Consider the following 27,000-nt stretch of genomic DNA (forward strand, 5'->3'; position numbering starts at 1 on the left):
TCACGCCGCGAGCGGGACGCAGGGCGCGAGCTGAACGCCGGGTGCGGGCGGGGTGCCGGGGACGAGCGGGATGCCGGGGGCGAGTTGGATGCTGGGCGCGATGAAGTAGCCGTCGCGGTCGTACCAGCGGATCTCGGTGATGCGGATGTCGCGGAACCCCTCGCGCCGGAAGATGGGGTCCACGAGTGCGGCACCCTCGGGCGCGTCGGGGGCCTCCAGGTCCACGATGGTGACCCTGGGGTCCAACGGGCTCGGCCTGCGGGCCACTTCACGGCCGGGCAGCGGGCTGCGCGCCGGGTCGAGGTCGTGCAGGAGAGCCGTGGCGACGTGCAGTTCGACGGTCATGGCGACCTCCGAGGTCGGGCTGCGACCGGCGCGGCCCGGCCTTGATCGAACCTCAAGTCCGGGCTGCCGCGGTCGAGCGTCTGCTTGAGACCGCAGACCATGTGGCGCCCACCTCGACTTTTGGTCGACGCCCGCTTGAGGCTGCCTGGACGCCTGCTCGCGGGGGCGCCGAGCGCGGCTCGTCTCCTCAACGAACCACGCCGGTGGGGAGGTTGAGGCACACCGGAAGCCTGTCCGCTTCATCCCCACCGGCGCGATCATGGTTGCGTCGTCGAGGACCAGGCGGAGCTTCGAGGATGCGCGGGGCCGTCAGCGGCCGATCATCGCGAAGACTCCCCAGCCGAGGTGCTCGCGCTGGTACCGCGCGCAGCGGGCGGGCTCTGCGGCGAGTTCGGCGCGTACGTCCTCGGCCGGCTCGTCGCCGGGGTTGCCGTCACCGAACCGCTCCATCAGCTCCGGCAGGGACCAGGTAATCGTCCGTGCGGTCGGCGCAGCAGCACTGAGGCGACCCGGTCCTCGACACCGAGTTCGGCGGCACGGGCGCGGGCGTTGCGGGTGAACACCGTGCTGATGTCCACCCCGGCCCCGCGACGCGGTGGCCGCGGGCCCAGGTGCACAGCAACTCGCCCGATCCGCCGGCGAGGTCGAGCACGCGCGTCCCCGGAGCCAGACGCAGCGCCCGGCCCAGGACGGCGAGCTTCTCGGGGGTGAACGGGGTTGTGGAGGCGGTGGCTACTTTCGCGCATGGTGAAGATGCGGGGCAGAGCCACGAGAGGGGTTCCTTCGGTGTGATGCGGTCAGGGCGTGTGCGCGGGACTCCCGGCCGGGGGCGGCAGTCGTTGCTCGGACCGTCATCAAAAACACCTCGTTCATACGGATGGATCTTCGACGCCGCACGGTAGGCCGTCCCGGACGGAGGCCTCCACCGAATTTCACGTTGCCCGGTACTGGTCCCGAAGCCGTCGCTTTTGTGGTTGCGTGCTGTGCGTAGTCGTTCCAGAGGGACGTGTGTGATGTCTTCCGATCCATATCCGGGTACTGCTGAGCGCGTCTGTGAGGTGGTGGCGGGAGGCCGCTTGCCGCCCGGCTCGTCGGTGGCGCAGCTGACGGTCCGCGGTGTGCCGGCGGTTCTGGCCTACCGGTTGAACGTCGCGGAGGCCGAGCGCCGCGCGCGGAAGGGCGTGGGACCGGTGCTGGACCCCGCCGAGTTGGAGGGACTGTCGCACATGCCTGTCGGCCTGCCCGTCGCCGCGGAGTCGTTGACGCCGAGGGAGCGGAGACTGATCCGCCGCTGCCCCCCTGACGTCGTGGAACGGCGAGGCAGCGAGTTCGTCCGCCGCCTGGCGGCCCCGCTAGAGGTCGACCTGGCGGTGGTGCGCGCCGTGCGGCCAAGTCGTGGAGCGCTGTTGCGGGCGGGCCGTTTCGGCGCGTACACGGTGTCGGCCGTATGGCTGGACGGCCCGGCCGCCGGTTCGGAGCTCCTGGTGATGGAGGCGGGATTGTACGGCCTGGGGGTGGCATGCGGGCACGGCGGTGCGGCGCCGGAGTTGCTGGTGGCGCCCCGGTCGTCATCACATTTCAGGCATACGACCGCCGGATGGCTGTTCGCGGAACAGGTCTACGGGGAGCTGACGGCGGCTAGGCGGATTCCCCGGCCCATGCCGTGAGCCAGCGGGGCGCCTCCAGGGCCCCCGGGTCGGCGAGTTCCTCGCGCAGGTCCTGGGCCGCGACGAGGGCGTCCCGGCACAGTTGTTGCCAGGCGTTACGTCGGGCGGCGCCCGGGGCCGTCCGCTGGAGTTCGTCGGCCCAGGGCCACCATGTGGCGATGTTGTGGCGGTTGGCCTCCTCCCGATCGCTGGCGCAGTGCTCGAAGCGCAAGAGGCTGCGGCCGTGGCAGACAGGGCAGTGGCACAGCGGAGAGGGGAGCCTGCCGTAGTGCTCCCGGAGTCTGTCGGCCTTGAAGTAGTCCATCAACTGCGGATGGAGAACCACCGTGGTGACGTTGCGGCCCTCGGGAAGCCGCGGCGGGACGCTTCCGGGCGGACTGACGTGCCGCATGGAGGTCTGCATGCCGATGGAGACGAAGAGGGCTCCGTGGGCATAGGCATCGAGCCCTGCGAGATCGGTGCGGACGAGCGCGATTCGGTCCACGCTTTTGATCAGGTGACGCAGTGCTGCGACGGCACCTCTGGTCGTCAGAGGATTCATCGCGGCTCCGAGGGCGACAGCCTTGACGTGGGGCAGGCCGGTGAGCGCCGTGATGAGGTGGTCGAGATCATCGGGTGCGCGCAACCACTTGTAGTCGAGTGGCAGGGTAAGGATGTTGCGATCGGGATCGAGATTCCTGGCGCCCTCGACGACCGCCGAAACGGCCTCGCGGTCGCCGCCCTCGATGTATCGCGTGGGCGTCAGACCGGCAACGGTCCCCCGGTGCAGCTGCGCGTTCACCGTCGTTCGGAGCAGGCTGAGCTCGTCCTCCCCGAACAGGGAGTCCTGCCCGAACAGGGGGTCCTGCCCAGGGCCGCGGTCGCGCCCCAACTGGTAGGGCTGTTCGGTTGTGGCGTTGCTGCCATAGGTGTCGGGGTCGACGAGTTGGAGCCGTCCGCCTTGCGTCCGGCGGTGCAGAATGCCGGCCGTCGGGAGCGCGGCTGCCCCGCAGAGCACGACGCCGTCGTGCGCGTCGGCCGCCAGAGCCGTGCCCATGCCCCCTCGGACACTGACCTTCGTGTGGACCAGGATCTTGTCTTCGAGCCTTTCCCATGCGGGCCGTGTTTGGCGTAAATGATCGCCGGGTCGTCCTGTCATCCGCCCCTCCCCCGTCACGGACTGCGAAGTTCCCACTTCACAGAGTGCAAGCGCCACAGAGAGGGGGCAAGAGGGCGTACCCGCCGCGTACCAACGCGACTCCGCCTACCCCTTGCTGGACCCCAGCGTGAGCCCCGCGATGAAGTGGCGTTGCAGGAGCAGGAACACGATCAGGGTGGGCAGGGCGACGATGACCGACCCGGCCGCCAGCAGGTTGTAGTCCGTGAAGAACTGGCCCCGCAGGTTGTTCAGGGCCGAGGTGATGGGGAGTTTGTCGCCGTCGGACATGAAGACCAGGGCCCACAGGAAGTCGTTGTACATCCAGGTGAACTGGAGCGTGGCCAGGGCTGCCAGGGCGGGGCGGCACAGCGGCAGGGTGATGCGCCAGTACTGGGTCCATACGCCGGCGCCGTCGACGATCGCCGCCTCCAGGATCTCCTGCGGCAGAGTCCGCATGAAGTTGGCGAGGACGAAGACGCAGAAGCCGATCTGGAAGCCCACCTGGACGACGATGACGGCCCAGTACGAGTCGAACATCGTCATCGAGTCGGACATCCCGTACGGCAGCGGGATGCGGTTGAACACCACGTACAGCGGAGTCACGATCACCTGCTGCGGGAGCAGGTTGCCGGCCGTGAACAGCATCAACAGGGCCATGGCACCGCGCAGTTTCAGGCGCGAGACGGCGAACGCCACGAACGCGGCGAGGAACAGGACGAGCACCACCCCCGGCACCGCGATGATCAGGGTGTTGACGAAGTACTTCGTCATGCCCGAGTCGCTGAACGCCTGCTTGTAGTAGGCGAAGGACAGATGCTTGGGGAGGGAGAAGTAGCCGTCGCGCGAGGTCTCCTCGTACGGGCGCAAGGACGCGTACACGGCGAGCAGCAGGGGGGCGAGGAAGGCGAGCGAGACCGCCATGAGGAACGCGTGCACGCCCAGGCGCCCCGGCCGCACCCGGCGTCGCGCGGCGCCAACAGGCTTGTTCTGTGCGGCGGTTGGGGTCACGGTGTGGGTGATGGTCATCGGTTCTTCTCCCCTCGGATCTCCTGGACCAGGTACGTGATGACGAACCCGAGGGAGACGGTCAGCAGCACCACCGCGATCGCCGAGCCGAACCCGATGCGGCTGGCCTCGCCGATGATGTTGTCGGTGACGAGCACCGACAGCACTTCGAGGCCGTTGCGCCCGTGGTTGACGGCGTAGACGATGTCGAAGGCGCGCAGCGATTCGATGACCGTGATCACCCCGACGATCACATTGACCGGGCGCAGCGTCGGGAGGACGACCCGGAAGAACGTCTGGCGCTCACTCGCGCCGTCGATGGCCGCGGCCTCCTTGAGCGAGGGGTCGACGGCCTTGAGGCCCGCCAGGTACAGGATCATCACGTACCCGGTGTGCCGCCAGGCCGCGGCCAGCAGGATCATCCAGATGTTGAGGTCCGGGTCGCCGAGCCAGTCGGTCGGGTCGGCCGTATGGCCGAGCAGCGCGTTCAGCGCCCCTTGGTCCCGGGAGAAGACGAGCTGCGCGATGAAGCCGACGACCGCGAGCGAGAGGACGACCGGCATGTACAGCGTCGACTGGTAGAAGCGGCTGAACCGCACGCCCCGGTCGATGAGCACGGCGAGCAGCAGCCCGAACGGCGTTGCCACGAAGCCCAGTACGCCCAGCCACATGAGGTTGTGCCGGACCGCCGGCCAGAACGGCGGGTAGTTGGTGAAGAGGTCGGTGTAGTTCCGCGTGCCGACCCATTTGACGGCGCCGACGCCGTCCCAGCTGGTGAAGGACAGGATGACGGAGGCCAGGGTCGGGCCCCACACGATGGCGATGTCGAGCAGTACGGGCAGGCCAAGCAGCACGCCGAGGACGACGAGATCACGGGCGGTGAACCGCCTGGGACCTCGTCGCCCTCCGCGCCGCGCGGTGATGAGCGCCACGGCTGAGTACTCCAAGTCGCAACGGAATTGGGCTGGTTGGAGGCAGGAGAGTGATGCGTCGAGCGGAAGAGGTGGGGCGCCGAGGGGAAGGGGTGGCGCGTCGGGAGGGCGCGGCGTCGGGCGCGGAGGGCGCTCTCAGCCCTCCGAGGCGAAGATGCTCTTGTTCTGGCGCTCGATGTCGTTCACGAGCCCGTCCACGTCCTTCGGGTTGCCGATGAACTTCTGGATGGCCGGGATCATCACCGTGGACGCGAAGTCGGGCCGGGTGTCGCGGTCCATGAACTGCGAGATCTGCTTGGCCCCGGAGACCAGCTCCACCGCCTTCTTCTGCAACTGGCTGTAAGCGGACGTGTCCGCCCCACTGTTGACCGCGATGTTGTTCGGGTCGCCCGCGAGGTACACGTCCTCCGCCTTGGGCGTGGCGAGCCAGGTGAGCAGGTCCTTGGCGCTCTGCATGGACTGCTTGTCCTTCAGCTCCTTGGCGTTCTTGGCGAGGAGGAACCCGTCGATGGGGGCCTCGACCGCGTCCTGCCCGTACTGCGGGTCTATCTCCGGGAAGGGGAAGAACGCGATGTCGCCCTGTTCGGCCTTCGGGAACTGCTGGCCCACGTGCGGCAGTCCGAACACGGCCATACCGGACTGCTTCTTCTGCAGGCTCTGGGCCGCCTCCTGCCAGGTGCGGCCGTTCGCACCCTGCTGGCAGTAAGGGAGAAGGCGGCGCCAGCTGTCGAAGACGTCCTTGACCCGCTTGTCGGTCCACGCCTCCTTGCCGGCCATCAGACTCTTGTGGAACTCATAGCCGTTGCTGCGCATGTTGAGGTAGTCGAAGGTGCCCATGGCGGGCCAGCCGTCCTTGTCGCAGAACGCGATGGGGTCGAGCTTGTCCTTCTGCATCTGCTTGGCCAGGTCCACGTACTGGTCGAAGGTCTTCGGCGCCGTGTAGCCGTGCTGGGTGAAGAGGCTCGCGCGGTGGAAGACCGCCCACGGGTAGTAGTAGTACGGCACGAAGTACTGCTTGCCGTCCGCGCCGGTCGACTGCGCCTTCAGCGCGTCGGAGAAGCCCTGGAAACCGGTCCAGAGGTCGCTGATGTCGTACAGCAGCCCCTTCTGCGCGAAGAACTGCATGCGGTAGCCCGCGAACCACATGAAGACGTCGTCCGGCTTGCCCTGGAGATAGCGGTTGATGTTCTCCTGGAAGGTGTTGTGGTCAACGGTGTTGACCTTGATCCTGCGGCCTTCCTTGGACTGCTTCTCGTACGCGGCGAACGCGTCGGCGAATGCCTTCTTGGGCACGGCGTCCGACGAATTCGAGCCCAGCCGGATGGTCTTGGCGTCGCCCCCGGGCCCGCTGCCACAGGCCGCGAGCAGCGAGGGCAGCGCGACCGCCCCGGCGCCGATCGCCGCACCCCGCAGGATATTTCGCCGAGACATCCGATGTCCCGGCACGCCATCGGCTGCTGTAGGACCGTTGAACGATGACTGCGCCATGTCCCCCTCCTCCGGGGTGCAACCCAACACAACCAAACGCGAGGCTTGGATAACACCCTCAAGTCGGAGTGCCGTCAAGGGTTTTGACGCAATGCCAGACAACCGTTACCGCTTCTCACCCAACAGACTCCAACAAGCCCCACCGGAAACGCTCGCCGCGGAGAGGCGGTTGGCAGGGGCATGATGTCGTCCTACCTTGTGGGGGCGGAGAGGCAGGTGTGACGGGACGTCAGGTGGCCGGTTCGGTGGTTCACGGCGGTGGCGGATCAGTGGTCGGAGCGCTGGAGCGGGGGTGCCGTGTGAGCACGTCGGCGCGTGAGCACGTCGGCGCGTGAGCACATCGGCGCACGAGCACGTCGGCGCACGAGCACGCCGGCGCGTGAGCACATCGGCGCATGACGATGGACGGATCGCAGCTGACCGACATCAACTTTCAGATTCTGTCCGTCACTTCAGCAGCGCCGCCTCCTCCGACCGCGTCCCCCACGCCGCGGCAGCAGCCCCCACCAGTCCCGCGTCCGTACCCATCAGGGCGGGCGCCACCGTCAGGTTCTGGACGAAGGACAGCGTCGCGTAGTCGCGCAGCGATCGGCGCAGGGGCGCGAAGAGCACGTCGCCCGCGCCGGCCACTCCCCCGCCTATGACCGCGATGTCGATCTCGACGAGGGTGGCGGTCGCCGCGATGCCGGCCGCCAGAGCCTGGGCCGCACGCGCGAAGGAGGCGACGGCCACCGGGTCGCCCGAGCGGGCGGCCGAGGCCACGGCGGCGGCCGAGGTGTCGCCGTCGGGGCCGGGGCGCCAGCCGTTGTCCAGGGCACGGCGGGCGATGTTGGGGCCGCTGGCGATCCGCTCGACGCATCCGCGCGCGCCGCACGGACAGGGGTCGCCGTCGAGGTCGACGCTGATGTGGCCGATGTGGCCCGCATTCCCGGTGGGGCCGGGGTGCAGTTTGCCGCCGAGGACCAGCCCGCCGCCGACGCCGGTCGACACGACCATGCACAGGGCGTTGTCGTGGCCGCGCGCCGCACCGAGCCAGTGTTCTGCCGCGGTCATCGCGACGCCGTCGCCGACGAGTTGGACGTCCAGGCCGCCGGTGGCCGCGCGCACCCGCTCGACCAGCGGGAAGCCGCGCCAGCCGGGGATGTTGACGGGGCTGACCGTGCCCGCCGAGGCGTCGACGGGCCCGGCGCTGCCGATGCCGACGGCTCCCGTACGCTCCCACAGCGGGGACGCGGTCAGCTCGGCGAGGACCGCCTCCGCCGCGCGCATCACCGTGTCGCCGTCCTCGTGGGCGGGAGTCGGCCGCTGGGCCCGCAGCAGAAGCCGGCCGTCGGCGTCCACCAGAGCTCCGGCGATCTTGGTGCCGCCGATGTCGAGCGCGGCCACGAAATCGGTGTGCATCGAGGTCGGATCTCCTGGTGAGGGACGGGTAACAGCAGGTCAAGATGAGAGTCTCCCTGCATGTGACAACGTTGTCCAGGGCCTATGCTCGACGCCACACAGACCGTTATGGCACCGGATCCCGCCGGACGCCTCCCGACGACGACAGGACAGCGCACTGTGGCCGATAACGCCCGCCACCCCGAGTCCCGCTACGGCAACCGCCCGACGATGAAGGATGTCGCCGCGCGCGCCGGTGTCGGCCTCAAGACGGTGTCCCGGGTGGTCAACGGCGAACCGGGGGTGACGCCGGACACCGAGCGGCGGGTGCAGGAGGCCATCGAGGCGCTGGGCTTCCGGCGCAATGACAGTGCCCGGGTGCTGCGCAAGGGCCGTACCGCGTCGATCGGTCTGGTCCTTGAGGACCTCGCCGACCCGTTCTACGGGCCGCTCAGCCGGGCGGTCGAGGAGGTGGCGCGGGAGCACGGGGCGCTGCTCATCAACGGTTCGAGCGCGGAGGACGCCGATCGTGAGCAGGAGCTGGTCCTTGCGTTCTGTGCGCGCCGGGTGGACGGTCTGATCGTGATTCCGGCCGGGTCGGACCACCGGTATCTGGAGCCGGAGATAAAGGCGGGCGTGGCCACGGTGTTCGTGGACCGCCCGGCCGGGCGGATCGACGCGGACGTGGTTCTGTCCGACAGTTTCGGCGGTGCCCGGGCGGGTGTTGCGCATCTGATCGCGCACGGGCACCGGCGGATCGGCTTCATCGGTGACCAGCCCCGCATCCACACGGCCACGGAGCGACTGCGGGGTTATCACGCGGCGATGGCGGACGCGGATCTGCCGGTCGACGAGGCGTGGGTGTCGCTCGGTTCGACGTCCCCGGAGCGGGTGCGGGTGGCGGCCGAGTCGATGCTGGCCGGGCCGGACGGGGTGACGGCGTTGTTCGCGGGCAACAACCGGGTGACGGTCACGGCGGTGCGTGTTCTCGCGGGGCGGGAGCGGCCGGTGGCGCTGGTGGGGTTCGACGACATCGAGCTCGCCGATCTGCTGGGCATCACGGTGATCTCGCAGGATGCGGCCGCCTTGGGCCGTACGGCCGCGGAGCTGCTCTTCCGGCGGCTCGACGGCGCGGACGGGACGCCGGCCCGGGTCGAGCTGCCTACCGCCCTGATCCAGCGCGGTTCGGGTGAGGTCCCGCCGCCCGCCGGCGGGTAGCCGGGGCGGGGCGGCAGGTTCACGGCGGCGGGCGGCCCGGTTCAGCAGGTCTTGAGTCCGGGGACGGGCTGGTTGTTGTCGCCGCCCTTGAGGTAGACGGCGCTGACGTAGACGTTGGTGTTGCCGCTGTCGTCGTCGGTCCTGGCCCACCAGGTGTTGGTCCACTTCCCGTAGGTCTCGCGGCGGCCCAGGTCGGTCTGGCAGTAGAAGTAGTTGGTGCCGCTGTTGAGTACGCCGGCGGCGGAGCCGTTCGGGCGGATGGATTTCGCGGCGCGCCAGACCTGGCAGTTGAACCTGCCGCCGGCGATGGGTGCGCAGCTGCCGGCCGGGGGTGCGCCGGTGCCTCCCGTGCCGCCTGTGCCGCCCGTGCCTGCGCCGGCGGGGGTGCTCGGGGTGTTCTTCTTCGGGTCGGGCGACGCGCCGGGCTTCTCTGCCTTCGCGGGGTCGTCCTTGGCGGGCGCCTTGGTGCTTGAACTGGCCCTGGGGGTGGGCGAGTTGGGGGTGTGCGGCGTGGTGGGGCGTGCCGTGCCGAGGCCGGCGGCGCCGACCTGGTCGTCCGCCGCGCCGGGGGCGGCGCTGTTGGTCGCTCCTGCCGCGTGCGGGCCGGCGGTGGTGTCGTCCTGGCCGAGGAGCGCGTAGGCGGCTCCCCCGCCGATGAGTACGACGGCGGTCACCGCGGCTGCGATCAGGGCCTTGCCGTGTCCGCGTGGGGCCGCTGCCGGCCGGTCGGGCTCCGCCGGGTGTGCGGCGGGGAGGTCGGTCACCAGGGGGCCGAAGCCTTCGGACCGGTGGGGCGCGGGGGGCTGGGGAGCGGGGGTGGCCGGCGGTCCGAATCCTTCGGGGCGGTGGGGTACGACGTCGCGTACGGTCGCGTCGCGCGGGGGCCGGGCGGGTTCGGCCCCGGCCCGTATGGGGGTGGTGCGTACGGCTGTTGGAGCGGTCGGCGGGGTGTCCGTGGCCGGTGCGGTCCTGGCGGCTTCGGCGACCTCGGCGAGGAGCCGGGCCGCGGTCGCGGCGTCGGGGCGGCGGGCCGGGTCCTTGTCCATGAGGCGCAGCAGTACGGGTCCGAGGGGGCCTGCTCGGCGTGCCGGGGGCGGGGGTTCGACGACGATGGCGTTGAGCGTGGACCAGGTGGAGGTGCGGCGGAAGGGGGCGGCGCCTTCTACGGCGGCGTAGAGGGTGGCGCCGAGTGCCCAGACGTCGGAGGCGGGGCCGGGTTGGTGGCCCTGGGCGCGCTCGGGTGCCAGGAAGTCGAGGGAGCCGACCAGTTCGCCGCTGCGGGTGAGGTGGGTGGCGGAGCCGTCGCCGGGGTCGTCCATGGCGGCGATGCCGAAGTCGGTGAGGACGACGCGGCCCGAGGCGTCGAGGAGGATGTTGCCGGGTTTCACGTCGCGGTGCAGGACGCCGGCCTGGTGGGCGGCGGCGAGTGCGCCGAGGACGTGGGCGCCGATGGCGGCGGCTTCGCCGGGTTCCAGGGGGCCGCGTTCGGTGAGGACGTCGTCGAGGGAGGGTCCGTCGACGAGTTCCATGACGATGACGGGGCGGCCGTCGTGTTCGGTGACGTCGTGGACGGCGACGACCGAGGGGTGGCGTACGCGGGCGGCGGCGCGGGCCTCGCGCTGCATGCGCAGCTTCAGGTCGCCCAGTTCGGGTGCGGAGGCGTCGGTGAAGGTGCGCAGTTCCTTGACGGCGACCTCACGGCCGAGGACTTCGTCGTGTGCGCGCCACACCACGCCCATGCCGCCGCGGCCGAGCCGCTCGACGACCCGGTACCGGCCGGCCAGTAGTTGGCTCTCCCCCGTGCTCACCGCTGCCCCGTCCCTGTGTGGCGATTGTGGTCGCGTACAGGGTACGGGGCAGGGGTGGCGGGCCTTGCGGGCGTGGGGTCCCGGTCCTGCTACGGGGCGGTGACGGTGAGGCTGCCGCGGCGGGGCGAGGCGAACGCGTCGAGGTCGGCGCGGGTGAGGCCGGTGAGGCGGGCGACCTCGGCGGTGTCGAGGGCGCCGCAGTCAAGGCCGCGCAGCAGGTAGCCGCTGAGCGCCTTGGCGGTGGCGGGCTCGTCCATGACGTCGCCTTCGGTCTTGGCGACGTAGGCGGCGAGGCGGCCTGCGGCCTGCTCCAGGCCTTCGCGGTAGAAGGCGTAGACGGCCGCGTAGCGGGTCGGCATGTGGCCGGGGTGCATGTCCCAGCCCTGGTAGTAGGCGCGGGCCAGGGCGCGGCGGGTGAGGCCGTAGTGGAGGCGCCAGGCTTCGTGGACGTGTTCGGTGGTGCCGATGGGCAGCACGTTGGTGGAGCCGTCGGAGACGCGTACGCCGGTGCCGGCGGCGGCGACCTGCATGACGGCCTTGGCGTGGTCGGCGGCGGGGTGGTCGCTGGCCTGGTAGGCGGCGGAGACGCCGACGCAGGCGCTGTAGTCGAAGGTGCCGTAGTGCAGTCCGGTGGCGCGGCCCTGGGCGGCGTCGATCATCTTGGCGACGGCGGCGGTGCCGTCGGCGGCCAGGATGGACTGGCTGGTCTCGATCTGGATCTCGAAGCCGAGCCGTCCTGCGGGCAGGCCGTGGGCCTTCTCGAAGGCGCTGAGCAGCCGGACGAAGGCGGTGACCTGCTCGGGGTAGGTGACCTTGGGCAGGGTGAGGACGAGGCCTTCGGGGAGGCCGCCGTTCTGCATGAGGGTGGTGAGGAAGACGTCGGTGGTGCGGATGCCGCGGTCGCGTACGGCTGCTTCCATGCACTTCATGCGGATGCCCATGTAGGGGGCGGCGGTGCCGTTCTTGAAGGCTTCGGCGATGAGGCGCGCGGCGCGGGCGGCGTCGGCGTCCTCCTCGGCGTCGGGGCGCGGGCCGTAGCCGTCCTCGAAGTCGACGCGGAGGTCTTCGATGGGCTCGCGGGTGAGCTTGGCGCGGACCCGGTCGTACACGGGGGCGGCGAGTTCGTCGGGGATGCCGAGGACCCGGGCGAAGGAGGCCGCGTCGGGGGCGTGCTCGTCGAGCGCGGCCAGGGCCTGGTCGCCCCAGGTGCGGATGGTGTCCGCGGTGAAGGCGTCGCCGGGTACGTAGACGGTGTGTACGGGCTGGCGGGTGCCGGGGTCGCCCGGGTATCGGCGGGCGAGTTCCTCGTCCACGGCGACGAGCGAGGCACTGATCTCCTCGCTGACGACGCCGGCGAGGCTCGTTGCCACCTGCTCCTGCTGACCCATCCTGCACCCTCCACACGGTCGAAACTTTTCCGCTTCACGGAATCAACAATCCGTATAGCGAAGTTAATGGGCTGGTCCTTCTGCGTCAATGGTTGTCCGAAACGACCCGGGGCCGCGCGGTGAAGATCACCACGCGGCCCCGGGACCGGATTGAACTCGCAGGTCAGCCCTTGCGCGAGGTGACCTCTTCGGTCAGCTGCGGGACGACCTGGAACAGGTCGCCGACGACGCCGTAGTCGACGAGGTCGAAGATCGGGGCCTCGGCGTCCTTGTTGACGGCCACGATGGTCTTCGAGGTCTGCATGCCGGCCCGGTGCTGGATGGCGCCGGAGATGCCGTTGGCGATGTAGAGCTGCGGCGAGACGGACTTGCCGGTCTGGCCGACCTGGTTGGAGTGCGGGTACCAGCCGGCGTCCACCGCGGCGCGCGAGGCGCCGACGGCCGCACCGAGCGAGTCGGCGAGGGCCTCGATGACCGAGAAGTTCTCGGCGCCGTTGACGCCGCGGCCGCCGGAGACGACGATCGCGGCCTCGGTCAGCTCGGGGCGGCCGGTCGACTCGCGCGGGGTGCGCGAGGTGACCTTGGTGCCGGTGGCGAGGGCGGAGAAGGTGACGGACAGCGCCTCGACGGCGCCCGCGGCCGGGGCGGCCTCCACGGCGGCCGAGTTCGGCTTGACCGTGATGACCGGGGTGCCCTTGGAGACGCGGGACTTGGTGGTGAAGGAGGCGGCGAACGCGGACTGCGTGGCCACCGGGCCCTCGTCGCCGGCTTCGAGGTCGACGGCGTCGGTGATGATGCCGGAGCCGATGCGGACCGCGAGGCGGGCCGCGATCTCCTTGCCCTCGGCGGAGGAGGGGACGAGCACGGCGGCCGGGGAGACGGCCTCGTACGCGGCCTGGAGCGCGTCCACCTTCGGTACGACGAGGTAGTCGGCGAACTCGGGGGCATCCGCCGTGAGGACCTTGACCGCACCGTGCTCGGCGAGGGCCGCGGCGGTGTTCTCGGCACCGGCGCCGAGGGCGACGGCGACGGGGTCGCCGATGCGGCGGGCCAGCGTCAGCAGTTCGAGGGTGGGCTTGCGGACGGCGCCGTCCACGTGGTCGACGTAGACCAGAACTTCAGCCATGGGACTTCAATCTCCTGCAAGTGCGAAGAAAAGGCGGGCAGTTGAGGGGCTCGGCGAGCCCTAAATGCGCGGTCGGCCGGGAAGGTTCCCGGGCCGGCGCCGCACTTAGATGAACTTCTGGCTCGCGAGGAACTCGGCGAGCTGCTTGCCGCCCTCGCCCTCGTCCTTGACGATCGTGCCGGCGGTGCGGGCCGGACGCTGGGCCGCGGAGTCCACCGCGGTCCAGGCGCCCTCCAGGCCGACCTCGTCGGCCTCCAGGTCCAGGTCGCCCAGGTCCAGGGACTCCACCGGCTTCTTCTTGGCGGCCATGATGCCCTTGAAGGACGGGTAGCGGGCCTCGCCCGACTGGTCCGTCACGGACACGACGGCCGGCAGGGACGCCTCAAGCTGCTCGGAGGCGGTGTCGCCGTCGCGGCGGCCCTTGACGACGCCGTCCTCGACCGAGACCTCGGAGAGCAGCGTGACCTGCGGGACGCCGAGGCGCTCCGCGAGCAGCGCCGGAAGGACGCCCATGGTGCCGTCGGTCGAGGCCATGCCGCAGATGACCAGGTCGTAGCCGGTCTTCTCGACGGCCTTGGCCAGGACCAGCGAGGTGCCGATCACGTCGGTGCCGTGCAGATCGTCGTCCTCGACGTGGACGGCCTTGTCGGCACCCATGGAGAGCGCCTTGCGCAGCGCGTCCTTGGCGTCCTCGGGGCCGACGGTCAGCACGGTGATCTCCGCGTCGTCCGCCTCGTCGGCGATCTGCAGTGCCTGCTCGACCGCGTACTCGTCGAGCTCCGAAAGGAGGCCGTCGACGTCGTCGCGGTCGACGGTCAGGTCATCGGCGAAGTGCCGGTCGCCGGTGGCGTCGGGCACGTACTTCACACAGACAACGATCCTCAAGCTCACGCCGGCTCTCCTACTGCATCGTCATTTCTGGGCTGCCTTGTTGCACGCAGCATAGGCGCCTGATGGGGCGGTTTCCGGTCGGGGCGACCGGCGCTCCGAACGAAATATTACTCGTCAGTACACCCAGCTTGTGCCCACTGAGCAAGCGCTTTGAACTGTGACGTTGCCAACGGTGAGTAATCGACGTGATCAGGGAACTTTCAGTCGCGCAGCGCGTTGAAGCGGCCCTGGTGGTAGAGGAGGGGACGGCCGGCTCCGGCCGGGTCTCCGAGGACCGCCTGGCCGAGCACGATGCGGTGGTCACCGGCCGGGATGCGGGCCACGACCTTGCACACCAGCCAAGCCAGCACGCCGTCCAGGACGGGCACGCCCTCGGGGCCTGCGCGCCAGGCGGTGTCGGGGCCGAACCGGTCGGCGCCACTGCGGGCGAAGGTGGCGGCCAGGTCCTGCTGGTGCTCGCCCAGTATGTGCACGCCGATGTGGTCGGCCTCGGCGACCACGGGCCAGCTGGAGGAACCGGTGCCGATCCCGAAGGAGAGCAACGGGGGTTCGGCGGCGACGGAGTTGAGGGAGGTGGCGGTGAAGCCGACGGGCCGGCCGGCGCGCTGGGCGGTGATCACCGCGACACCGGCGGCGTGCTGGCGGAAGACCGACCTGAGCAGTTCGGGAGAGGCGGTCTGGGCGGTACCGAGCTCGGGCGAAGCCGTCATGGAATTGTCCTTCTGCAAGAGGTGCGACAAGGGCTGCGGGTGATCAGCAGCCCGGACAGCGCGCGCTCGCGTTACGGGCGAGGTCCACATGGGCGCGTCCATAGAGAAGGAGGTCTGTCGGCACATCGTCAGACTGACGATTGAGCGCGCTCGCAGTCAAGTGCCTTCCGGGATGTGGGAGATCCCTCACTGCGCCTCCGAGGGCGTGTCCCGCACGGCCCGGCCGAGCGCGGCGATGACGTCCGCCCGGCGCGGCTGTCCGGCGGCGCGGCGCACGATGCGGCCCGCGGCGTCGAGCACGAGCACCGTCGGGGTGCGCTCGATGCCCAGGTCCCGCACGAGAACGAGCCGTTCCTCGGCGTCGATCTCCACATGGGTGACGCCGTCCACCATGGCGGCGACCTCCGCCAGGGTGCGCCGGGTCGCCCGGCAGGGCTGGCAGAAAGCGCTCGAGAACTGCACCAGCGTGGCCCGCCGGCCGAGGCCCGCACCCAACTCGCCCTCGTCGAGCCTGCGCCCGCCGTCATCACCCACGCGCCCTGCCTCCGCCCGCTCGACCGCGTCTTCACACGGCCACTACCTGCGCTCACGTACGGTTGCAGCACGCAGCGGCCCGCAATGATTCCCCCTGGGCTCCGACCTGCGAAGACGTGACGAGAATCTCCCCTGTGCACAGCGCCAGGACTGGCCAGCTCGGCTCGTATCGGGCACCATCTGCCCAAAGCCCGAAACCTACGGGCGCGTAACTTATGACTCCGGGAGCACCCTCCCCGGGCACACGAAGGGTCTCCCCTCTGATGGCAGAACTCGTCTATCGGCCGGTCATCGGCGCCGCACGCACGATGTTCAAGGCGCTCGACCTGAAGATCGACACCCAGGGTTCGGAGAACATCCCGCGCACCGGCGGGGCGGTGCTCGTCAGCAATCACATCAGCTATCTGGACTTCATCTTCACCGGGCTCGCGGCGCTGCCGCAGAAGCGCCTGGTGCGCTTCATGGCCAAGGAGTCGGTGTTCCGGCACAAGATCTCCGGGCCGCTGATGCGCGGCATGAAGCACATCCCGGTCGACCGCAAGCAGGGCGAGGACGCCTATCAGCACGCGCTGGCCTCGCTGCGCTCCGGCGAGGTGATCGGGGTGTTCCCGGAGGCGACGATCTCGCAGTCGTTCACGCTGAAGAGCTTCAAGTCGGGGGCGGCGCGCCTCGCCCAGGAGGCCGGGGTGCCGCTGATCCCGATGGCCCTGTGGGGAACGCAGCGGGTGTGGACCAAGGGGCGGCCGCGCAACTTCAAGCGCAGTCACATCCCGGTCACCATTCGCGTCGGTGAGCCCGTGGAGGCGCCCGCGGACCAGTACGCGGGCGCCATCACCCGGCGGCTGCGCGAGCGCTGCCAGGAGCTCCTGGAGGCCGCGCAGCGCGCCTACCCCGTACGCCCCAAGGACGCGAGCGACACCTGGTGGGTGCCGGCGCACCTGGGCGGCACCGCGCCGACGGCCGAGCAGGTGAAGGCCGCCGAGGCGGCCGGCTGAATCGTCACTCCTGCACGGAGGGCGCGGAGGGCGTGAGGGGTGCAGAGGCGCCGACCGGCGGGTGGACGGTGATCCGCGCCCCCGGGCTGAACTTCTCCAGGAGTTCGGCCAGTTCGGCGCCGGCCGCGACCAGGTCGCAGTGCGGGGCCATGCCCTCCAGGAGGAAGAGCGCGTCGGCCGACTGTTCGGTGAGCCGGGTGCGCACCCCCTGGCGCCAGTTCCAGCGGCGGCACGTGACGCCCTCGTCGTCGCGCCACACCACTTCGCCCGCGTCCGGGTGCTCGACGACGGGCTCGCCGCCCGCGACGGTGTGGAACAGCTCCTCGCCGCTCGCCCGCACCAGGCGCATCGAGCCCACGATGTGCCCGGTGTCCTCGCCGCCGACCGGCACGAGGTGGGCGACGCTGATCGCGTTGTACACGTCGACGAGCCGGTTGACGCGCGGCAGGCCGCCGTCGGCCAGGGCCCGCTTGGCGAGCGCCTCGGCCGAGTTGCGGGTGCGGTTGGGCTTGGAGCCGAAGGCGGTGTAGACCGCGCGCCAGGCCGCCATGTGCGGGTCCTCGTGCGGGGCCCGGCCCGCGAGGTGCTGCGCGAGGCGGCGTGCGGCGTCGTCGAGCAGGGCCGAACTCGCCGCGTCGCTGGGCGCGTTGACGAGTCCGGTGGCCTCGACGGCGACGTGGGTGAAGGCCGGTGCGAGCGTCCGGACCTCGTCGGACACGGTGAGTGCGAGCGTCATGATCGGTGGTGCCTCACAGTTCGGTCGGATAGATCGGCCACAGCGACGGCCGGTCGGGCGCGGCCTTGAGCGCGGCGACCACCGCCGGATGCGGTTCATCAAAGAGTACTGGATAGTCCACTTCGCTGAACTCTGGACGGACGGGCCAGGCGAGCCGCTCCCGATCGAGGGAGAACTGGGCGTCCACGCCGGGCGGCACGTTCCCGCGAGGGTCCTGCCGCGCCCAGGCATCGGCGCCGGGCAGCTTGAGGGCGATGAGGCCGTGCAGGGCGGGGGCGGCGCCGTCCTCGGTCAGGCGCTGGTAGCAGAACGCGGTCGGGATGCGCTCGGCGCGCAGCAGCGCGGCCAGGGCGTGCGCCTTGGCCGAGCAGATCCCGGTGCGCCGCGCGAGCACGTCGGAGGCGCGCCAGGTCACCCGGAGATCGCCCGAGTCGCTGGAGTGCGGGATCTCGTCCCGCACGTACTCGAAGGCCGCCTTGGCGTATGCGTATGCGTCGGCCTTGGCGCCCTTGAGGCGGGCTGCCGCGTTCCGCACCGTGGGGTGTTCATGGTCGACGGTCTCGTCCGCGACGAGATAGGCGGCGAGTTGGGGGTGGCGCTGGATGAGCTGCATGGCTCGCGAGCGTACGAAGGCGACCGGCCACAAGTCAATGACTTTGCGGCCGGTCGCATATGTATTCAGTCGTGGCGGCTATCGTGCCATTTCTTCCTTCAGGGCCACGAGGAAGCCGTCGACGTCGTCCTCGGTGGTGTCGAAGGAGCACATCCAGCGGACGTCGCCGGCGTTCTCGTCCCAGAAGTAGAAGCGGTAGCGCTTCTGGAGCCGCTCGCTGACGTCGTGCGGCAGGCGCGCGAACACCGCGTTGGCCTGGACCTCGTGGAGGATCTCCACGCCGTCGACCTGGCGCACGCCCTCGGCGAGGCGCTGGGCCATCGCGTTGGAGTGGCGGGCGTTGCGCAGCCACAGGTCCTTGGCGAGCAGGGCCTCCAACTGCACCGATACGAAGCGCATCTTGGAGGCGAGCTGCATGGACATCTTGCGGATGTGGTTCATCCGGCGGACCGCGTCCGGGTTGAGGACGACGATCGCCTCGCCGAACAGCATCCCGTTCTTGGTGCCGCCGAACGACAGGACGTCCACACCGGCCACGCTGGTGAACGTGCGCATCGGCACGTCGAGGGAGGCGGCCGCGTTGGATATGCGGGCCCCGTCGAGATGGACCTTCATGCCGCGCTCGTGGGCGTGGTCACAGATCGCCCGGATCTCGTCGGGCGTGTAGACCGTGCCCAGCTCGGTGTTCTGGGTGATCGAGACGACCTGCGGCATCGCACGGTGCTCGTCCTCCCAGCCCCAGGCCTGCCGGTCGATGAGCTCGGGCGTCAGCTTGCCGTCGGGCGTCGCCACGGTGAGCAGCTTGAGCCCGGCCATGCGCTCGGGTGCGCCGCCCTCGTCCACGTTGATGTGCGCGCTCTCGGCGCACACCACCGCGCCCCAGCGGTCCGTCAGCGCCTGGAGCGCGGTGACGTTGGCCCCGGTCCCGTTGAACACGGGGTAGGCCTGCGCGCCGGCGCCGAAGTGGCTGTGGATGACGCGTTGGAGGTGGTCGGTGTAGTCGTCCTCGCCGTAGGCGATCTGGTGACCGCCGTTGGCGAGGGTGAGGGCCGCGAGGATCTCGGGGTGCGCGCCGGCGTAGTTGTCGCTGGCGAAGCCGCGCACCGCCGGGTCGTGGTGCGCTCGCGCGTCCGTCCTCACGGCTTGGGGGTCAGCCACAGGCGCTGTCCGTTCACTTCCTGGGCGGGCTTGTCCCACACTCCGGCGATGGCGTCGGCCAGCTCGGTGACGTCGGTGAAGCCCGCGAACTTCGCATGGGGTCGCTCGGCGCGCATCGCGTCGTGCACCAATGCCTTGATCACCAGGATCGCAGCAGCGGCCTGCGGACCGTCGGCGCCCTCGGTGATCCCTGCCTTGCGGAACGCGTCGCCGAGGGCCAGCGTCCACGCCTCGGCGGCGGCCTTGCCCGCGTTGTAGGCGGCGTTGTTCGCGGTGGGCTTGTGCGCACCGGACTGGCTGACCAGGACGAACCGCCCCCGGTCGCTGCGCAGCAGCCCGTCGTGGAAGGCGAGCGAGGTGTGCTGCACGGTCTTGATCAGGAGCTTCTCCAGAAGGTCCCAGTCGGCGAGGTCGGTCTCGGGGAAGGAGGTGGCGCCGCGCCAGCCGCCGACGAGGTGGACGAGGCCGTCGATCCGCCCGAAGTCCTTCTGGATGCGGTCGGCCCAGTCGCGGGTTGCCTGCAGGTCGAGGAGGTCGACGGTGTCGCCGGTGACGGTGGCCCCGCCGTGCGCGTACCGCGCGGCGTCCACGGCCGAGGCCAGGCGCTCGACGTCGGCGTCGGCGCCCACGACGACCGCGCCCGCCTCGGCGAGCCGGAGCAGGGCGGCCCGGCCGGCGGGTCCCGCCGCGCCGGCCACGGCGACGACGGCGCCGTTGAGAGGTCCGTTGTTCATCTTCCTCGCCCCTTCCGAGCCTTCCGAGCCTTTGGTACGAGGGCTCACGCGGCGGCCCCGGCCGGGGCGGAAGCGGCGGTGATCCCCTTGGTGGAGGCGATCACGTTCTTCAGCTTCTTGGAGAGCGCCTCATAGAACATGCTGAGCGGAAACTCGTCCGGAAGCACGTCGTCGACGAGCTTGCGCGGCGGCTGCGTCAGGTCCAGGGCGTCGGGGCCCTTGGCCCAGCGCGATCCGGGGTGCGGGGCGAGGTAGGTGGAGACCAGCTCGTACGCGGCGAACCAGTGGACCAGCTTGGGGCGGTCGATGCCGTCGCGGTACAGCTTCTCGATCTCGGCGCACAGCTGGTTGGTGACCTGCGGGGCGCGGTCCCAGTCGATGTGCAGCTTGTTGTCGGTCCAGCGCACCACGTCGTGCTTGTGCAGGTAGGCGAAGAGGAGCTGCCCGCCGAGCCCGTCGTAATTGCGCACGCGGTCGCCGGAGACCGGGAAGCGGAACATCCGGTCGAAGAGCACGGCGTACTGGACGTCACGGCCGTGCTGGTTGCCCTCGGCCTCCAGCTTCACCGCCTCCTTGAAGGCGGTGAGGTCGCAGCGCAGCTCTTCGAGGCCGTACATCCAGAACGGCTGACGCTGCTTGATCATGAAGGGGTCGAACGGCAGGTCGCCGTGGCTGTGGGTGCGGTCGTGCACCATGTCCCACAGCACGAAGGCCTTCTCGCAGCGCTCCTGGTCGGACACCAACTCCCGGATGTCGGCGGGGAGTTCGAGACCGAGGATGTCGACGGACGCCTCGGTGACGGCGCGGAAGCGGGCCGCCTCGCGGTCGCAGAAGATGCCGCCCCAGGTGAAGCGCTCGGGGGCCTCGCGCACGGCGATGGTCTCGGGGAAGAGGACCGCGGAGTGGGTGTCGTAGCCCGCGGTGAAGTCCTCGAAGGTGATGCCGCAGAACAGCGGGTTGTCGTAGCGGGTGGCCTCCAGGTCGGCGAGCCACTCGGGCCAGACCATGCGCAGGACGACCGCTTCGAGGTTGCGGTCGGGGTTGCCGTTCTGGGTGTACATGGGGAAGAGGACCAGACGCTGGAGCCCGTCGGCACGGTCGGCCGCCGGGTGGAAGCGCATCAGCGAGTCCAGGAAGTCCGGCACGTCGAAGGCGCTGTCGGACCACTTGCGCAGGTCGTCGACGAGCGCGCGGTGGTACTCGGCGTCGTGCGGGAGCAGCGGGGAGAGCTGCTCCACGGCGGCTATCACCTGGTCGAGGGTCGCGTCGACGACCGCGCGGGACGGGGCACCCTCGGCGTCGAAGTCGATCGAGCCGTCCTTGGACTGCCAGGGCCGGATCTCCTCGACGGCATTCTTGAGCGCGGGCCATGCGGGGTGGTCGACCACCCGCAGGTCGGCTGTTGCGCCCCCCACGGCCGGGTCCTGCACAAGAATTTCCGTCATGTCACTTCCTCCACAGGAGAACCTAGCGTCAAGACACCGTATCCGCGTTCGGTTCTTCCCCTCAAGAGGAAGCACAATAAATTATCCTGCGATCTTTCAGTTGCGCCGCTCTTCTTCCTGTGTCAGGGCAATGGCACGGATATGGCTGCGGCGAGCCGGGTGAGTGCGGCCCGGCCCTCGGGGAGCACGTCGGCCAGGCCGACGAAGCCGTGGAACATCCCCGGGCAGTGGTCGTCGACGGCGGCGACCCCCGCGGCGCGCAGGGCCCGTACGTAGGCCCGCCCTTCGTCGCACAGCGGGTCGCAGCCCGCCGTGACGACGTAGGCAGGCGCCAGGCCCGCGAGGCCGGCCCGCAGCGGGGAGGCGAGCGGATGGCCGCCGTCGCCGCCCGGGCCGAGGTACTGCGCCCAGAACCAGCGCAGGTGCGCGGCGGTCAGGTAGTAGCCGTGCGCGTTGTCGTGGTACGAGGCGGTGTCACGGGAGGCGTCGAGCGCCGGGTAGAGCAGCGCCTGGAGGGCGAGCGGCGGCCCGTGGCGGTCGCGGGCGAGCAGGGCTGCCGCCGCGGCCAGGTTGCCGCCGGCGCTGTCGCCCGCCACGACGAGCGGGCCCGCCGCGCCGCCGAGGTCCCTAAGGTGCCGCCCGGCCCAGACGAGCGCCGCGTACGCGTCCTCGACGGGGGCCGGGAAGCGGGCCTCGGGCGCGAGGCGGTAGTCGACGGAGACCACGACCGCGCCCGAGGCCCGGCACAGCGCCCGGCAGGTGCGGTCGTACAGGTCGAGGCCGCCCAGGACCCAGCCCCCGCCGTGCAGGTGGACCACGGTGGGGGCGGGCCCGGACGGAGCGGGCCGGTAGACGCGGACGGGGATGTCGGGGGCGGCCTCCGGTCCCGGCACCGGGTGGTCGGCGACCGCGCCGACCGGGGGCGGCCCGCCCGGCGGGAGGGCCGCCCGGGCGAGGATGCGACGGGCCTCGGCGGCGTCGGTGACCGTGCCGCCCACGTCGGGGAAGACCGCGGCGAGCACATCGGCCCAGCGGCGGGCCGCGGGCGCGAGACGGTCGACTCCCTTGCCGTGCGGCCCCGTTACGGGCGGGGGTACGTCAGACACGGCGAGCGTCCGTCGAGAAGTGCGGGATGACCTTCTCGCCCCACTGCCGCAGCGTCTCCATGCACGCTTCCTGCGGCACGGTCCCCATCTGGATCAGGCACATGACCTCGTCCGCGCCGGCGTCCCTGAGCCGTTCCACAGAGGAGATCGCGTCGTCGGCGGTGCCGTAGGCGTGGTCGGCGTTGAAGGTGGCGGTGGAGGTGGGGCGTACCGGGATGTGCTGCTCGTGCAGGCGGGCGACGACCTGTTCGGCGGCGACGCGCATCGCGGCGGCCTCGTCCGAGCCCTCGACGACGGCCTCGTCGGGGATGCCCGCGCCGCCGTACCAGTGTCCGATGGACTGGGCGAAGAAGCGCTGGCCGCGGATGCCGATGCGGCGGGCCCGCTCGCGGTCGTCCGAGACGATGGTCGGGCAGAGCACCGCGAAGTGGTCGTTGACGGCGGTCGAGACGAACCCTTCGCCGGTGCGGGCCGCGATCGCGCCGTCGTAGGCGCGGCGCATCGCGGCGATGGAGTCCGGCCCGGCGAAGCCCATCACCAGGGCGCCGACGCCGAGTTCGGCCGCGCGGGTCAGGGTGTCGGCGCGGCTGCACGCCAGGAACAGGGGCGGGTGGGGGGTCTGCGCGGGCCGGGGCAGGATGGGGTGCGGGGCGATGTCGATCAGCTCGCCGTGGTATTCGAGCTCCTCCTTCTGCCAGGCCGCGCCGATGATGCGCAGCGCCTCCTCCACCTCCCGCGTCGTGCGGTCCCGGTCGACGCCGCACAGCGAGGTCTCCTGCTCGGTGCCGCCGCGCCCCGCGCCGAGGTCGAGCCGGCCGCCCGAGAGCAGGTCGAGGGTGGCGGCGCGTTCGGCGACGCGGACGGGGTGGTTGAAGTTGAACGGCATGCAGACCACGCCGTGCCCGATCCGGATGGTGGAGGTGCGGGCGGCGACCCAGGTCAGGAAGATCTCCGGGGCGCTCATGTGCGCGTACCATTTCAGCGCGTGGTGCTCGACCGCCCATATGCGGTCGAAGCCCATCCGCTCGGCGTACACGGCCTGTTGAACACAGTCGTGGAACAGCCGGTGCTCGCGCTCGACGGTGGGATCCGCCAACTGCGCCTCGAAGATCACGGAGAATTTCACGGGCCCTCCAGGGGTTGTGTCCGTGTGTCCCGGTTACTTCAATTCGCCATATGACTAGTCGTCAGTTCTCCAACAAGCAAGACACGGAACGCCAGTTGCCGCCGACGGCATGGGCGGTGCTCGGGCTGCTCTCGTTTCCCGGCGAGCGGACCGGCTACGAGCTCAAGAAGTGGGCCGACGCCTCGCTGCGGTTCTTCTACTGGTCGCCCGCGATCAGCCAGATCTACGCCGAGCTGCGCCGCCTGGAGGCGCTCGGGTACGCCACCTCACGGCGCTCGGGGCCCGAGGAGCCGCGCACCAAGCGGCGGTACGCGATCAGCGAGGCGGGCCGCGACGCGCTCGCCGGGTGGGCGGACTCCCCCGAGGCGGCCGGCCCCGCGGTCCTCAAGCATCCGCTGGTGCTGCGGATCTGGCTCGGTCACCTGGCCGCGCCGGAGCGGCTGCGCGCCCTGGTCGAGGAGCATCTGGCGCGCACCGAGGTCCAGTTGGGCCAGGTCAGGGCCGCGCTCGCGCAGGCCGCGGACAACGCCGAGTGGGCACATCCACGGATCGCGCTGCGCTGGAGCGAGCTGCGCGAGCTGGCCGAGCTGGAGCTGGCCCGGGCGATGCTCGCGGACCTGGACCGCCTGACCCCGCCGCGGGAGGGAGATCCGGACAATCACGACGGCTGGCCCGGCCCGGGATGAGCCGTTGCCGCGGGGGCGTCAAGGGCTGCAGGACTCGCCCACGGGCGGGTGACGCGCGTTGGCCCGTGACGGGTGCGCACAGGTAGGACGGAGTCCCCCCGCCTCTCGTCCGCACCCCGGAGCCGCCCCCATGAGCACCCGTGCCGTCCTTGTCGCAGCCCTGATCACCGGCCTCGTCCTCGGGATCGCGTCAACCCGGGCGGACGACTCCGATGCGCCCCGCGAGCCGGGGTCCGTTGCGGTGGCGGGCCGTTAGGCTGCGGCTGCCGCGTGCGCACGGGACTGCATCGCGCGCCAATAGCGCCGTCGACGGAAGCGAGGCCTGTCTTGACGTTCCTCACCATCGGTCATCGCGGGGTCATGGGTGTCGAGCCGGAGAACACCCTGCGTTCCTTCGTCCACGCCGAACGCGTGGGCATGGACGTCATCGAACTCGATCTGCACCTGAGCAAGGACGGCGCCCTCGTCGTCATGCACGACGCCGAGGTCGACCGCACCACGGACGGGGAGGGCCCCATCGGCCAGCTGACCCTCGCCGAGCTGCGGGAGCTGGACGCGGGCCAGGGCGAACGCGTCCCCGTGTTCGAGGAAGTCCTCGACGCGGTGAAGACGCCGATCCAGGCGGAGATCAAGGACACGGCCGCGGCCCGCGCGCTCGCCGAGGTGATGCTGCGGCGGGACCTGGTGGGCCGGGTGGAGGTCCTGTCGTTCCACGACGCGGCGCTCGCCGAGATCGCCTCGCTGGTGCCGGGCGTGCGCACCGCGCTCGTCGACGACGACTGGGGCCCCGATCTCGTCGAGCGGGCCACGGCCGTCGGCGCGAAGAGCCTGGTCCTGGACATCAACCGGCTCAACCTGGCCACGGTCGCGCAGGCCCGTGCCGCCGGCCTCAAGGTGATCGGCTGGACCGTGAACACCCAGGACCATCTGCGTCTGGTGCGCGCCCTGCAGCTGGACGGCGCGACGACCGACTATCCGGAGATCCGCCGCACCGGCCGCTTCACCGCGTAGTGCGGGCCGGGCCGATTCAGCCCAACTCCTTGATGAGCAGCTCGAATTCGAGGTCGTCGCGCTGCGGCAGGCCGAAGCGCTCGTCGCCGTACGGGAAGGGCGTCATCCTTCCCGTACGGCGGTAGCCGCGCCGCTCGTAGAAGGCGATCAGCTCGTCGCGCACCGAGATCACGGTCATGTGCATCTCGGTGACACCCCACTCGGCGCGGACGATGCGCTCGGCCTCGGCGATGATCTGCTTGCCGAGACCGGCGCCCTGGAGCGCGGGAGAGACCGCGAACATGCCGAAGTAGGCGGCGTCACCGCGGTGTTCGAGCTGGCAGCAGGCGACGATCGCGCCGTCGCGCTCGACGGTGAGCAGCTTGCTGCCGGGCGTGGTGATGACCGCGCGCACGCCCTCGGGGTCGGTGCGCTGCCCTTGCAGGATGTCGGCCTCGGTGGTCCAGCCGGCGCGGCTGGAGTCCCCGCGGTAGGCCGATTCGACGAGTGGCACCAGCGCCTCGACGTCGGCTTCGGTGGCGTCCCGGTAGCTCAGCTCTCCGGCGGCGCGCCTTGCGGTGTCCATCGTTCGCTCTCCCTGCTCGTCGATTGCGCTGCGGCGGCCTCCCGAGCCTAACCCGGCCCGTTAGGGTCGCCTGTCATGGTGCATGTACTGAGCAGCCGGACCCTTCTGCGCCCCACCGACCCCGAGCGTTCGCGCGCCTTCTACGGCGAGGGCCTCGGCCTTCCCGTCTACCGCGAGTTCGGTACCGGGCCCGAACGCGGCACGGTGTACTTCCTCGGCGGCGGCTTCCTGGAGGTGTCCGGCCGCGCCGAGCGGCCGCCCGCACCGGGGCTCCAGCTGTGGCTCCAGGTCGCGGACGCGGCCGAGGCGCACGAGGAGCTGGTGGCGCGCGGGGTCGCGATCGCACGGCCGCCGGTGCGCGAGCCCTGGGGGCTGATCGAGATGTGGATCGAGGACCCGGACGGCGTGCGCATCGTCGTCGTGGAGGTCCCCGCCGACCATCCCCTGCGCTACCGCCCCTGACGCCACCGGCCCGCCGCCCTCAGCGACCCCGCCCGCACCCGCCCGACCGGCGAAGACCTCCCGCGCGCTCCCCCCGTGTGTCCCTGCGCCCGCGTATGCGGCCCCGTGCCTGGGCATCGACCTGTCGGCAGGGCGTCACACAGAGCGGGGAGGTACGCCGTGCACGGTCCGGTGCTGCCCGGATGGCTGCTCGTCGCGCTGTGCGCGGCGACGGGCTCGTACTGTCTGCTGCGGATGCGCAGCGGTTCCGCGCGGGCCCGCAGGGCGGCGGGCGGTGAGGCGGTGATGGGTTTCGGGATGGCCGCGATGGCCGTGCCGGCCGCGTTCCTCGCGCCGCCGCCGTGGATGATCGCCGGGTACGCGGTGGTGTTCGGCGGCGCCGCGCTGCGGGCGCTGTGGCTGGCCCGGGGCGGGGCACACCATCTGCACCACGTGGTGGGCTCGCTCGCGATGGTCTACATGGCGCTGGCGATGGCGCCGGCCGGCGGGGGCGGGGCGCACGCCGGGCACGCGGGCCACACGGCGGGCGGGGTGCCGGTGCTGACCGGGGTGCTGCTCCTGTACTTCGCGGGGTACGTCCTGTCGACGGGGGTGCGGTTGCTGCCCGGGGCGGCCGCAGGCGCGCCGACGGCGGCCGTGGCGTGGGGCGCGCGGCCCGAACTGGCGCTGGCCTGCCGCCTGTCGATGGGGATCGCCATGCTGGCGATGCTGATCACCGTCTGAGCGGACCCGG

At 71.0% G+C, this 27,000-nt stretch carries 28 protein-coding genes and 1 pseudogene; 8 read left to right on the plus strand and 21 right to left on the minus strand.

Annotated elements, in window-relative coordinates:
* Positions 1 to 345 (minus strand): hypothetical protein, encoded by a 345-nt coding sequence (locus IE267_RS23090; protein ID WP_189764537.1) that lies wholly within the window; start codon positions 343 to 345, stop codon positions 1 to 3.
* Positions 346 to 654: 309 nt separating this feature from the next.
* Positions 655 to 1,091 (minus strand): annotated as a pseudogene (locus tag IE267_RS23095) (SAM-dependent methyltransferase).
* Between the two features lie 372 nt (positions 1,092 to 1,463).
* Here IE267_RS23095 and IE267_RS23100 point away from each other — a divergent pair.
* Positions 1,464 to 2,012, plus strand: coding sequence for a hypothetical protein (locus tag IE267_RS23100; RefSeq protein WP_189764538.1), 549 nt, complete (start codon positions 1,464 to 1,466; stop codon positions 2,010 to 2,012).
* On the opposite strand, the gene IE267_RS23105 is transcribed toward IE267_RS23100, so the two are convergent.
* The 5 genes from IE267_RS23105 to IE267_RS23125 form a co-directional block, all read right to left on the minus strand.
* On the minus strand, positions 1,984 to 3,048 hold the full coding sequence (locus IE267_RS23105; protein ID WP_189764539.1) for a hypothetical protein: 1,065 nt from the start codon (positions 3,046 to 3,048) through the stop codon (positions 1,984 to 1,986). The genes IE267_RS23100 and IE267_RS23105 overlap by 29 nt on opposite strands.
* Before the next feature lie 207 nt (positions 3,049 to 3,255).
* On the minus strand, positions 3,256 to 4,176 hold the full coding sequence (locus IE267_RS23110; RefSeq protein WP_189764540.1) for a carbohydrate ABC transporter permease: 921 nt from the start codon (positions 4,174 to 4,176) through the stop codon (positions 3,256 to 3,258).
* Positions 4,173 to 5,087: a carbohydrate ABC transporter permease gene (locus tag IE267_RS23115; protein ID WP_189764763.1), complete on the minus strand. Its 915-nt coding sequence runs from the start codon at positions 5,085 to 5,087 to the stop codon at positions 4,173 to 4,175. Before IE267_RS23115 ends, IE267_RS23110 begins: the two co-directional genes overlap by 4 nt.
* Positions 5,088 to 5,222: 135 nt before the next feature.
* Entirely contained in the window at positions 5,223 to 6,518 is a 1,296-nt protein-coding gene (locus IE267_RS23120) for an ABC transporter substrate-binding protein (RefSeq protein WP_189764541.1), read from the minus strand.
* Positions 6,519 to 7,022: 504 nt separating this feature from the next.
* Positions 7,023 to 7,976 carry an ROK family protein gene (locus IE267_RS23125; RefSeq protein ID WP_189764542.1) on the minus strand — a complete coding sequence of 318 codons (954 nt, stop codon included), beginning with the start codon at positions 7,974 to 7,976 and terminating at the stop codon, positions 7,023 to 7,025.
* Positions 7,977 to 8,135: 159 nt separating this feature from the next.
* Between IE267_RS23125 and IE267_RS23130 the strand changes: the two genes are divergently transcribed.
* Positions 8,136 to 9,173, plus strand: coding sequence for a LacI family DNA-binding transcriptional regulator (locus IE267_RS23130; RefSeq protein WP_161248305.1), 1,038 nt, complete (start codon positions 8,136 to 8,138; stop codon positions 9,171 to 9,173).
* Positions 9,174 to 9,214: 41 nt separating this feature from the next.
* Here the strand turns inward: IE267_RS23130 and IE267_RS23135 are convergent, their stop codons facing one another.
* The 6 genes from IE267_RS23135 to IE267_RS23160 form a co-directional block, all read right to left on the minus strand.
* Positions 9,215 to 10,981, minus strand: coding sequence for a serine/threonine-protein kinase (locus IE267_RS23135; RefSeq protein WP_189764544.1), 1,767 nt, complete (start codon positions 10,979 to 10,981; stop codon positions 9,215 to 9,217).
* Between the two features lie 89 nt (positions 10,982 to 11,070).
* Positions 11,071 to 12,369 (minus strand): DUF6986 family protein, encoded by a 1,299-nt coding sequence (locus IE267_RS23140; protein WP_189764545.1) that lies wholly within the window; start codon positions 12,367 to 12,369, stop codon positions 11,071 to 11,073.
* A gap of 163 nt (positions 12,370 to 12,532) precedes the next feature.
* On the minus strand, positions 12,533 to 13,495 hold the full coding sequence (locus tag IE267_RS23145) for an electron transfer flavoprotein subunit alpha/FixB family protein (protein ID WP_189764546.1): 963 nt from the start codon (positions 13,493 to 13,495) through the stop codon (positions 12,533 to 12,535).
* 105 nt (positions 13,496 to 13,600) lie between these two features.
* Positions 13,601 to 14,386, minus strand: coding sequence for an electron transfer flavoprotein subunit beta/FixA family protein (locus IE267_RS23150; RefSeq protein ID WP_161245271.1), 786 nt, complete (start codon positions 14,384 to 14,386; stop codon positions 13,601 to 13,603).
* Between the two features lie 200 nt (positions 14,387 to 14,586).
* Complete coding sequence (locus IE267_RS23155; protein WP_161245270.1) at positions 14,587 to 15,096, minus strand: flavin reductase family protein; 510 nt, start codon at positions 15,094 to 15,096, stop codon at positions 14,587 to 14,589.
* Between the two features lie 186 nt (positions 15,097 to 15,282).
* Positions 15,283 to 15,630, minus strand: coding sequence for a TlpA family protein disulfide reductase (locus IE267_RS23160; protein ID WP_167155564.1), 348 nt, complete (start codon positions 15,628 to 15,630; stop codon positions 15,283 to 15,285).
* A 263-nt stretch (positions 15,631 to 15,893) separates the two neighbouring features.
* On the opposite strand from IE267_RS23160, the gene IE267_RS23165 reads away from it, so the two are divergent.
* Positions 15,894 to 16,625, plus strand: a complete 732-nt coding sequence (locus IE267_RS23165) for a lysophospholipid acyltransferase family protein (protein ID WP_161245268.1) — start codon at positions 15,894 to 15,896, stop codon at positions 16,623 to 16,625.
* 4 nt (positions 16,626 to 16,629) lie between these two features.
* On the opposite strand, the gene IE267_RS23170 is transcribed toward IE267_RS23165, so the two are convergent.
* The 7 genes from IE267_RS23170 to IE267_RS23200 all read right to left on the minus strand — a co-directional run bounded on the left by IE267_RS23170 (position 16,630) and on the right by IE267_RS23200 (position 23,543).
* Positions 16,630 to 17,361, minus strand: coding sequence for a B3/B4 domain-containing protein (locus IE267_RS23170; protein ID WP_189764547.1), 732 nt, complete (start codon positions 17,359 to 17,361; stop codon positions 16,630 to 16,632).
* Positions 17,362 to 17,374: 13 nt separating this feature from the next.
* The gene (locus tag IE267_RS23175) at positions 17,375 to 17,974 is read right to left on the minus strand and encodes a transglutaminase domain-containing protein (RefSeq protein WP_189764548.1); all 600 of its coding nucleotides are present in this window, start codon (positions 17,972 to 17,974) and stop codon (positions 17,375 to 17,377) included.
* Between the two features lie 78 nt (positions 17,975 to 18,052).
* Positions 18,053 to 19,114 carry a threonine aldolase family protein gene (locus IE267_RS23180; RefSeq protein WP_189764764.1) on the minus strand — a complete coding sequence of 354 codons (1,062 nt, stop codon included), beginning with the start codon at positions 19,112 to 19,114 and terminating at the stop codon, positions 18,053 to 18,055.
* Complete coding sequence (locus tag IE267_RS23185) at positions 19,111 to 19,866, minus strand: SDR family NAD(P)-dependent oxidoreductase (RefSeq protein ID WP_167155552.1); 756 nt, start codon at positions 19,864 to 19,866, stop codon at positions 19,111 to 19,113. The genes IE267_RS23180 and IE267_RS23185 overlap by 4 nt, the downstream gene beginning before the upstream one ends.
* A gap of 44 nt (positions 19,867 to 19,910) precedes the next feature.
* Complete coding sequence (locus IE267_RS23190; protein ID WP_189764549.1) at positions 19,911 to 21,311, minus strand: DUF6421 family protein; 1,401 nt, start codon at positions 21,309 to 21,311, stop codon at positions 19,911 to 19,913.
* Positions 21,312 to 21,433: 122 nt separating this feature from the next.
* Complete coding sequence (locus IE267_RS23195) at positions 21,434 to 22,417, minus strand: alpha/beta hydrolase (protein ID WP_189764550.1); 984 nt, start codon at positions 22,415 to 22,417, stop codon at positions 21,434 to 21,436.
* A complete protein-coding gene (locus IE267_RS23200; RefSeq protein ID WP_189764551.1) occupies positions 22,410 to 23,543 on the minus strand; it encodes an LLM class flavin-dependent oxidoreductase in 1,134 nt (377 codons plus the stop codon). The genes IE267_RS23195 and IE267_RS23200 overlap by 8 nt, the downstream gene beginning before the upstream one ends.
* Positions 23,544 to 23,593: 50 nt before the next feature.
* Between IE267_RS23200 and IE267_RS23205 the strand changes: the two genes are divergently transcribed.
* The 3 genes from IE267_RS23205 to IE267_RS23210 all read left to right on the plus strand — a co-directional run bounded on the left by IE267_RS23205 (position 23,594) and on the right by IE267_RS23210 (position 25,240).
* On the plus strand, positions 23,594 to 24,229 hold the full coding sequence (locus tag IE267_RS23205) for a PadR family transcriptional regulator (protein WP_167155542.1): 636 nt from the start codon (positions 23,594 to 23,596) through the stop codon (positions 24,227 to 24,229).
* A gap of 130 nt (positions 24,230 to 24,359) precedes the next feature.
* The gene (locus IE267_RS40180; RefSeq protein ID WP_268251568.1) at positions 24,360 to 24,485 is read left to right on the plus strand and encodes a hypothetical protein; all 126 of its coding nucleotides are present in this window, start codon (positions 24,360 to 24,362) and stop codon (positions 24,483 to 24,485) included.
* A 71-nt stretch (positions 24,486 to 24,556) separates the two neighbouring features.
* Positions 24,557 to 25,240: a glycerophosphodiester phosphodiesterase gene (locus tag IE267_RS23210; RefSeq protein WP_167155539.1), complete on the plus strand. Its 684-nt coding sequence runs from the start codon at positions 24,557 to 24,559 to the stop codon at positions 25,238 to 25,240.
* A gap of 16 nt (positions 25,241 to 25,256) precedes the next feature.
* Here IE267_RS23210 and IE267_RS23215 read toward each other — a convergent pair whose 3' ends face one another.
* Positions 25,257 to 25,805, minus strand: coding sequence for a GNAT family N-acetyltransferase (locus IE267_RS23215; RefSeq protein ID WP_189764552.1), 549 nt, complete (start codon positions 25,803 to 25,805; stop codon positions 25,257 to 25,259).
* Positions 25,806 to 25,880: 75 nt separating this feature from the next.
* Between IE267_RS23215 and IE267_RS23220 the strand changes: the two genes are divergently transcribed.
* Positions 25,881 to 26,267 carry a VOC family protein gene (locus IE267_RS23220; protein WP_189764553.1) on the plus strand — a complete coding sequence of 129 codons (387 nt, stop codon included), beginning with the start codon at positions 25,881 to 25,883 and terminating at the stop codon, positions 26,265 to 26,267.
* A 159-nt stretch (positions 26,268 to 26,426) separates the two neighbouring features.
* Entirely contained in the window at positions 26,427 to 26,990 is a 564-nt protein-coding gene (locus IE267_RS23225) for a DUF5134 domain-containing protein (protein ID WP_167155530.1), read from the plus strand.
* Positions 26,991 to 27,000 lie beyond the last annotated feature (10 nt).

The sequence above is a fragment of the Streptomyces xanthochromogenes genome (assembly GCF_014650455.1).
In the GTDB taxonomy this organism is placed as follows: domain Bacteria; phylum Actinomycetota; class Actinomycetes; order Streptomycetales; family Streptomycetaceae; genus Streptomyces; species Streptomyces xanthochromogenes.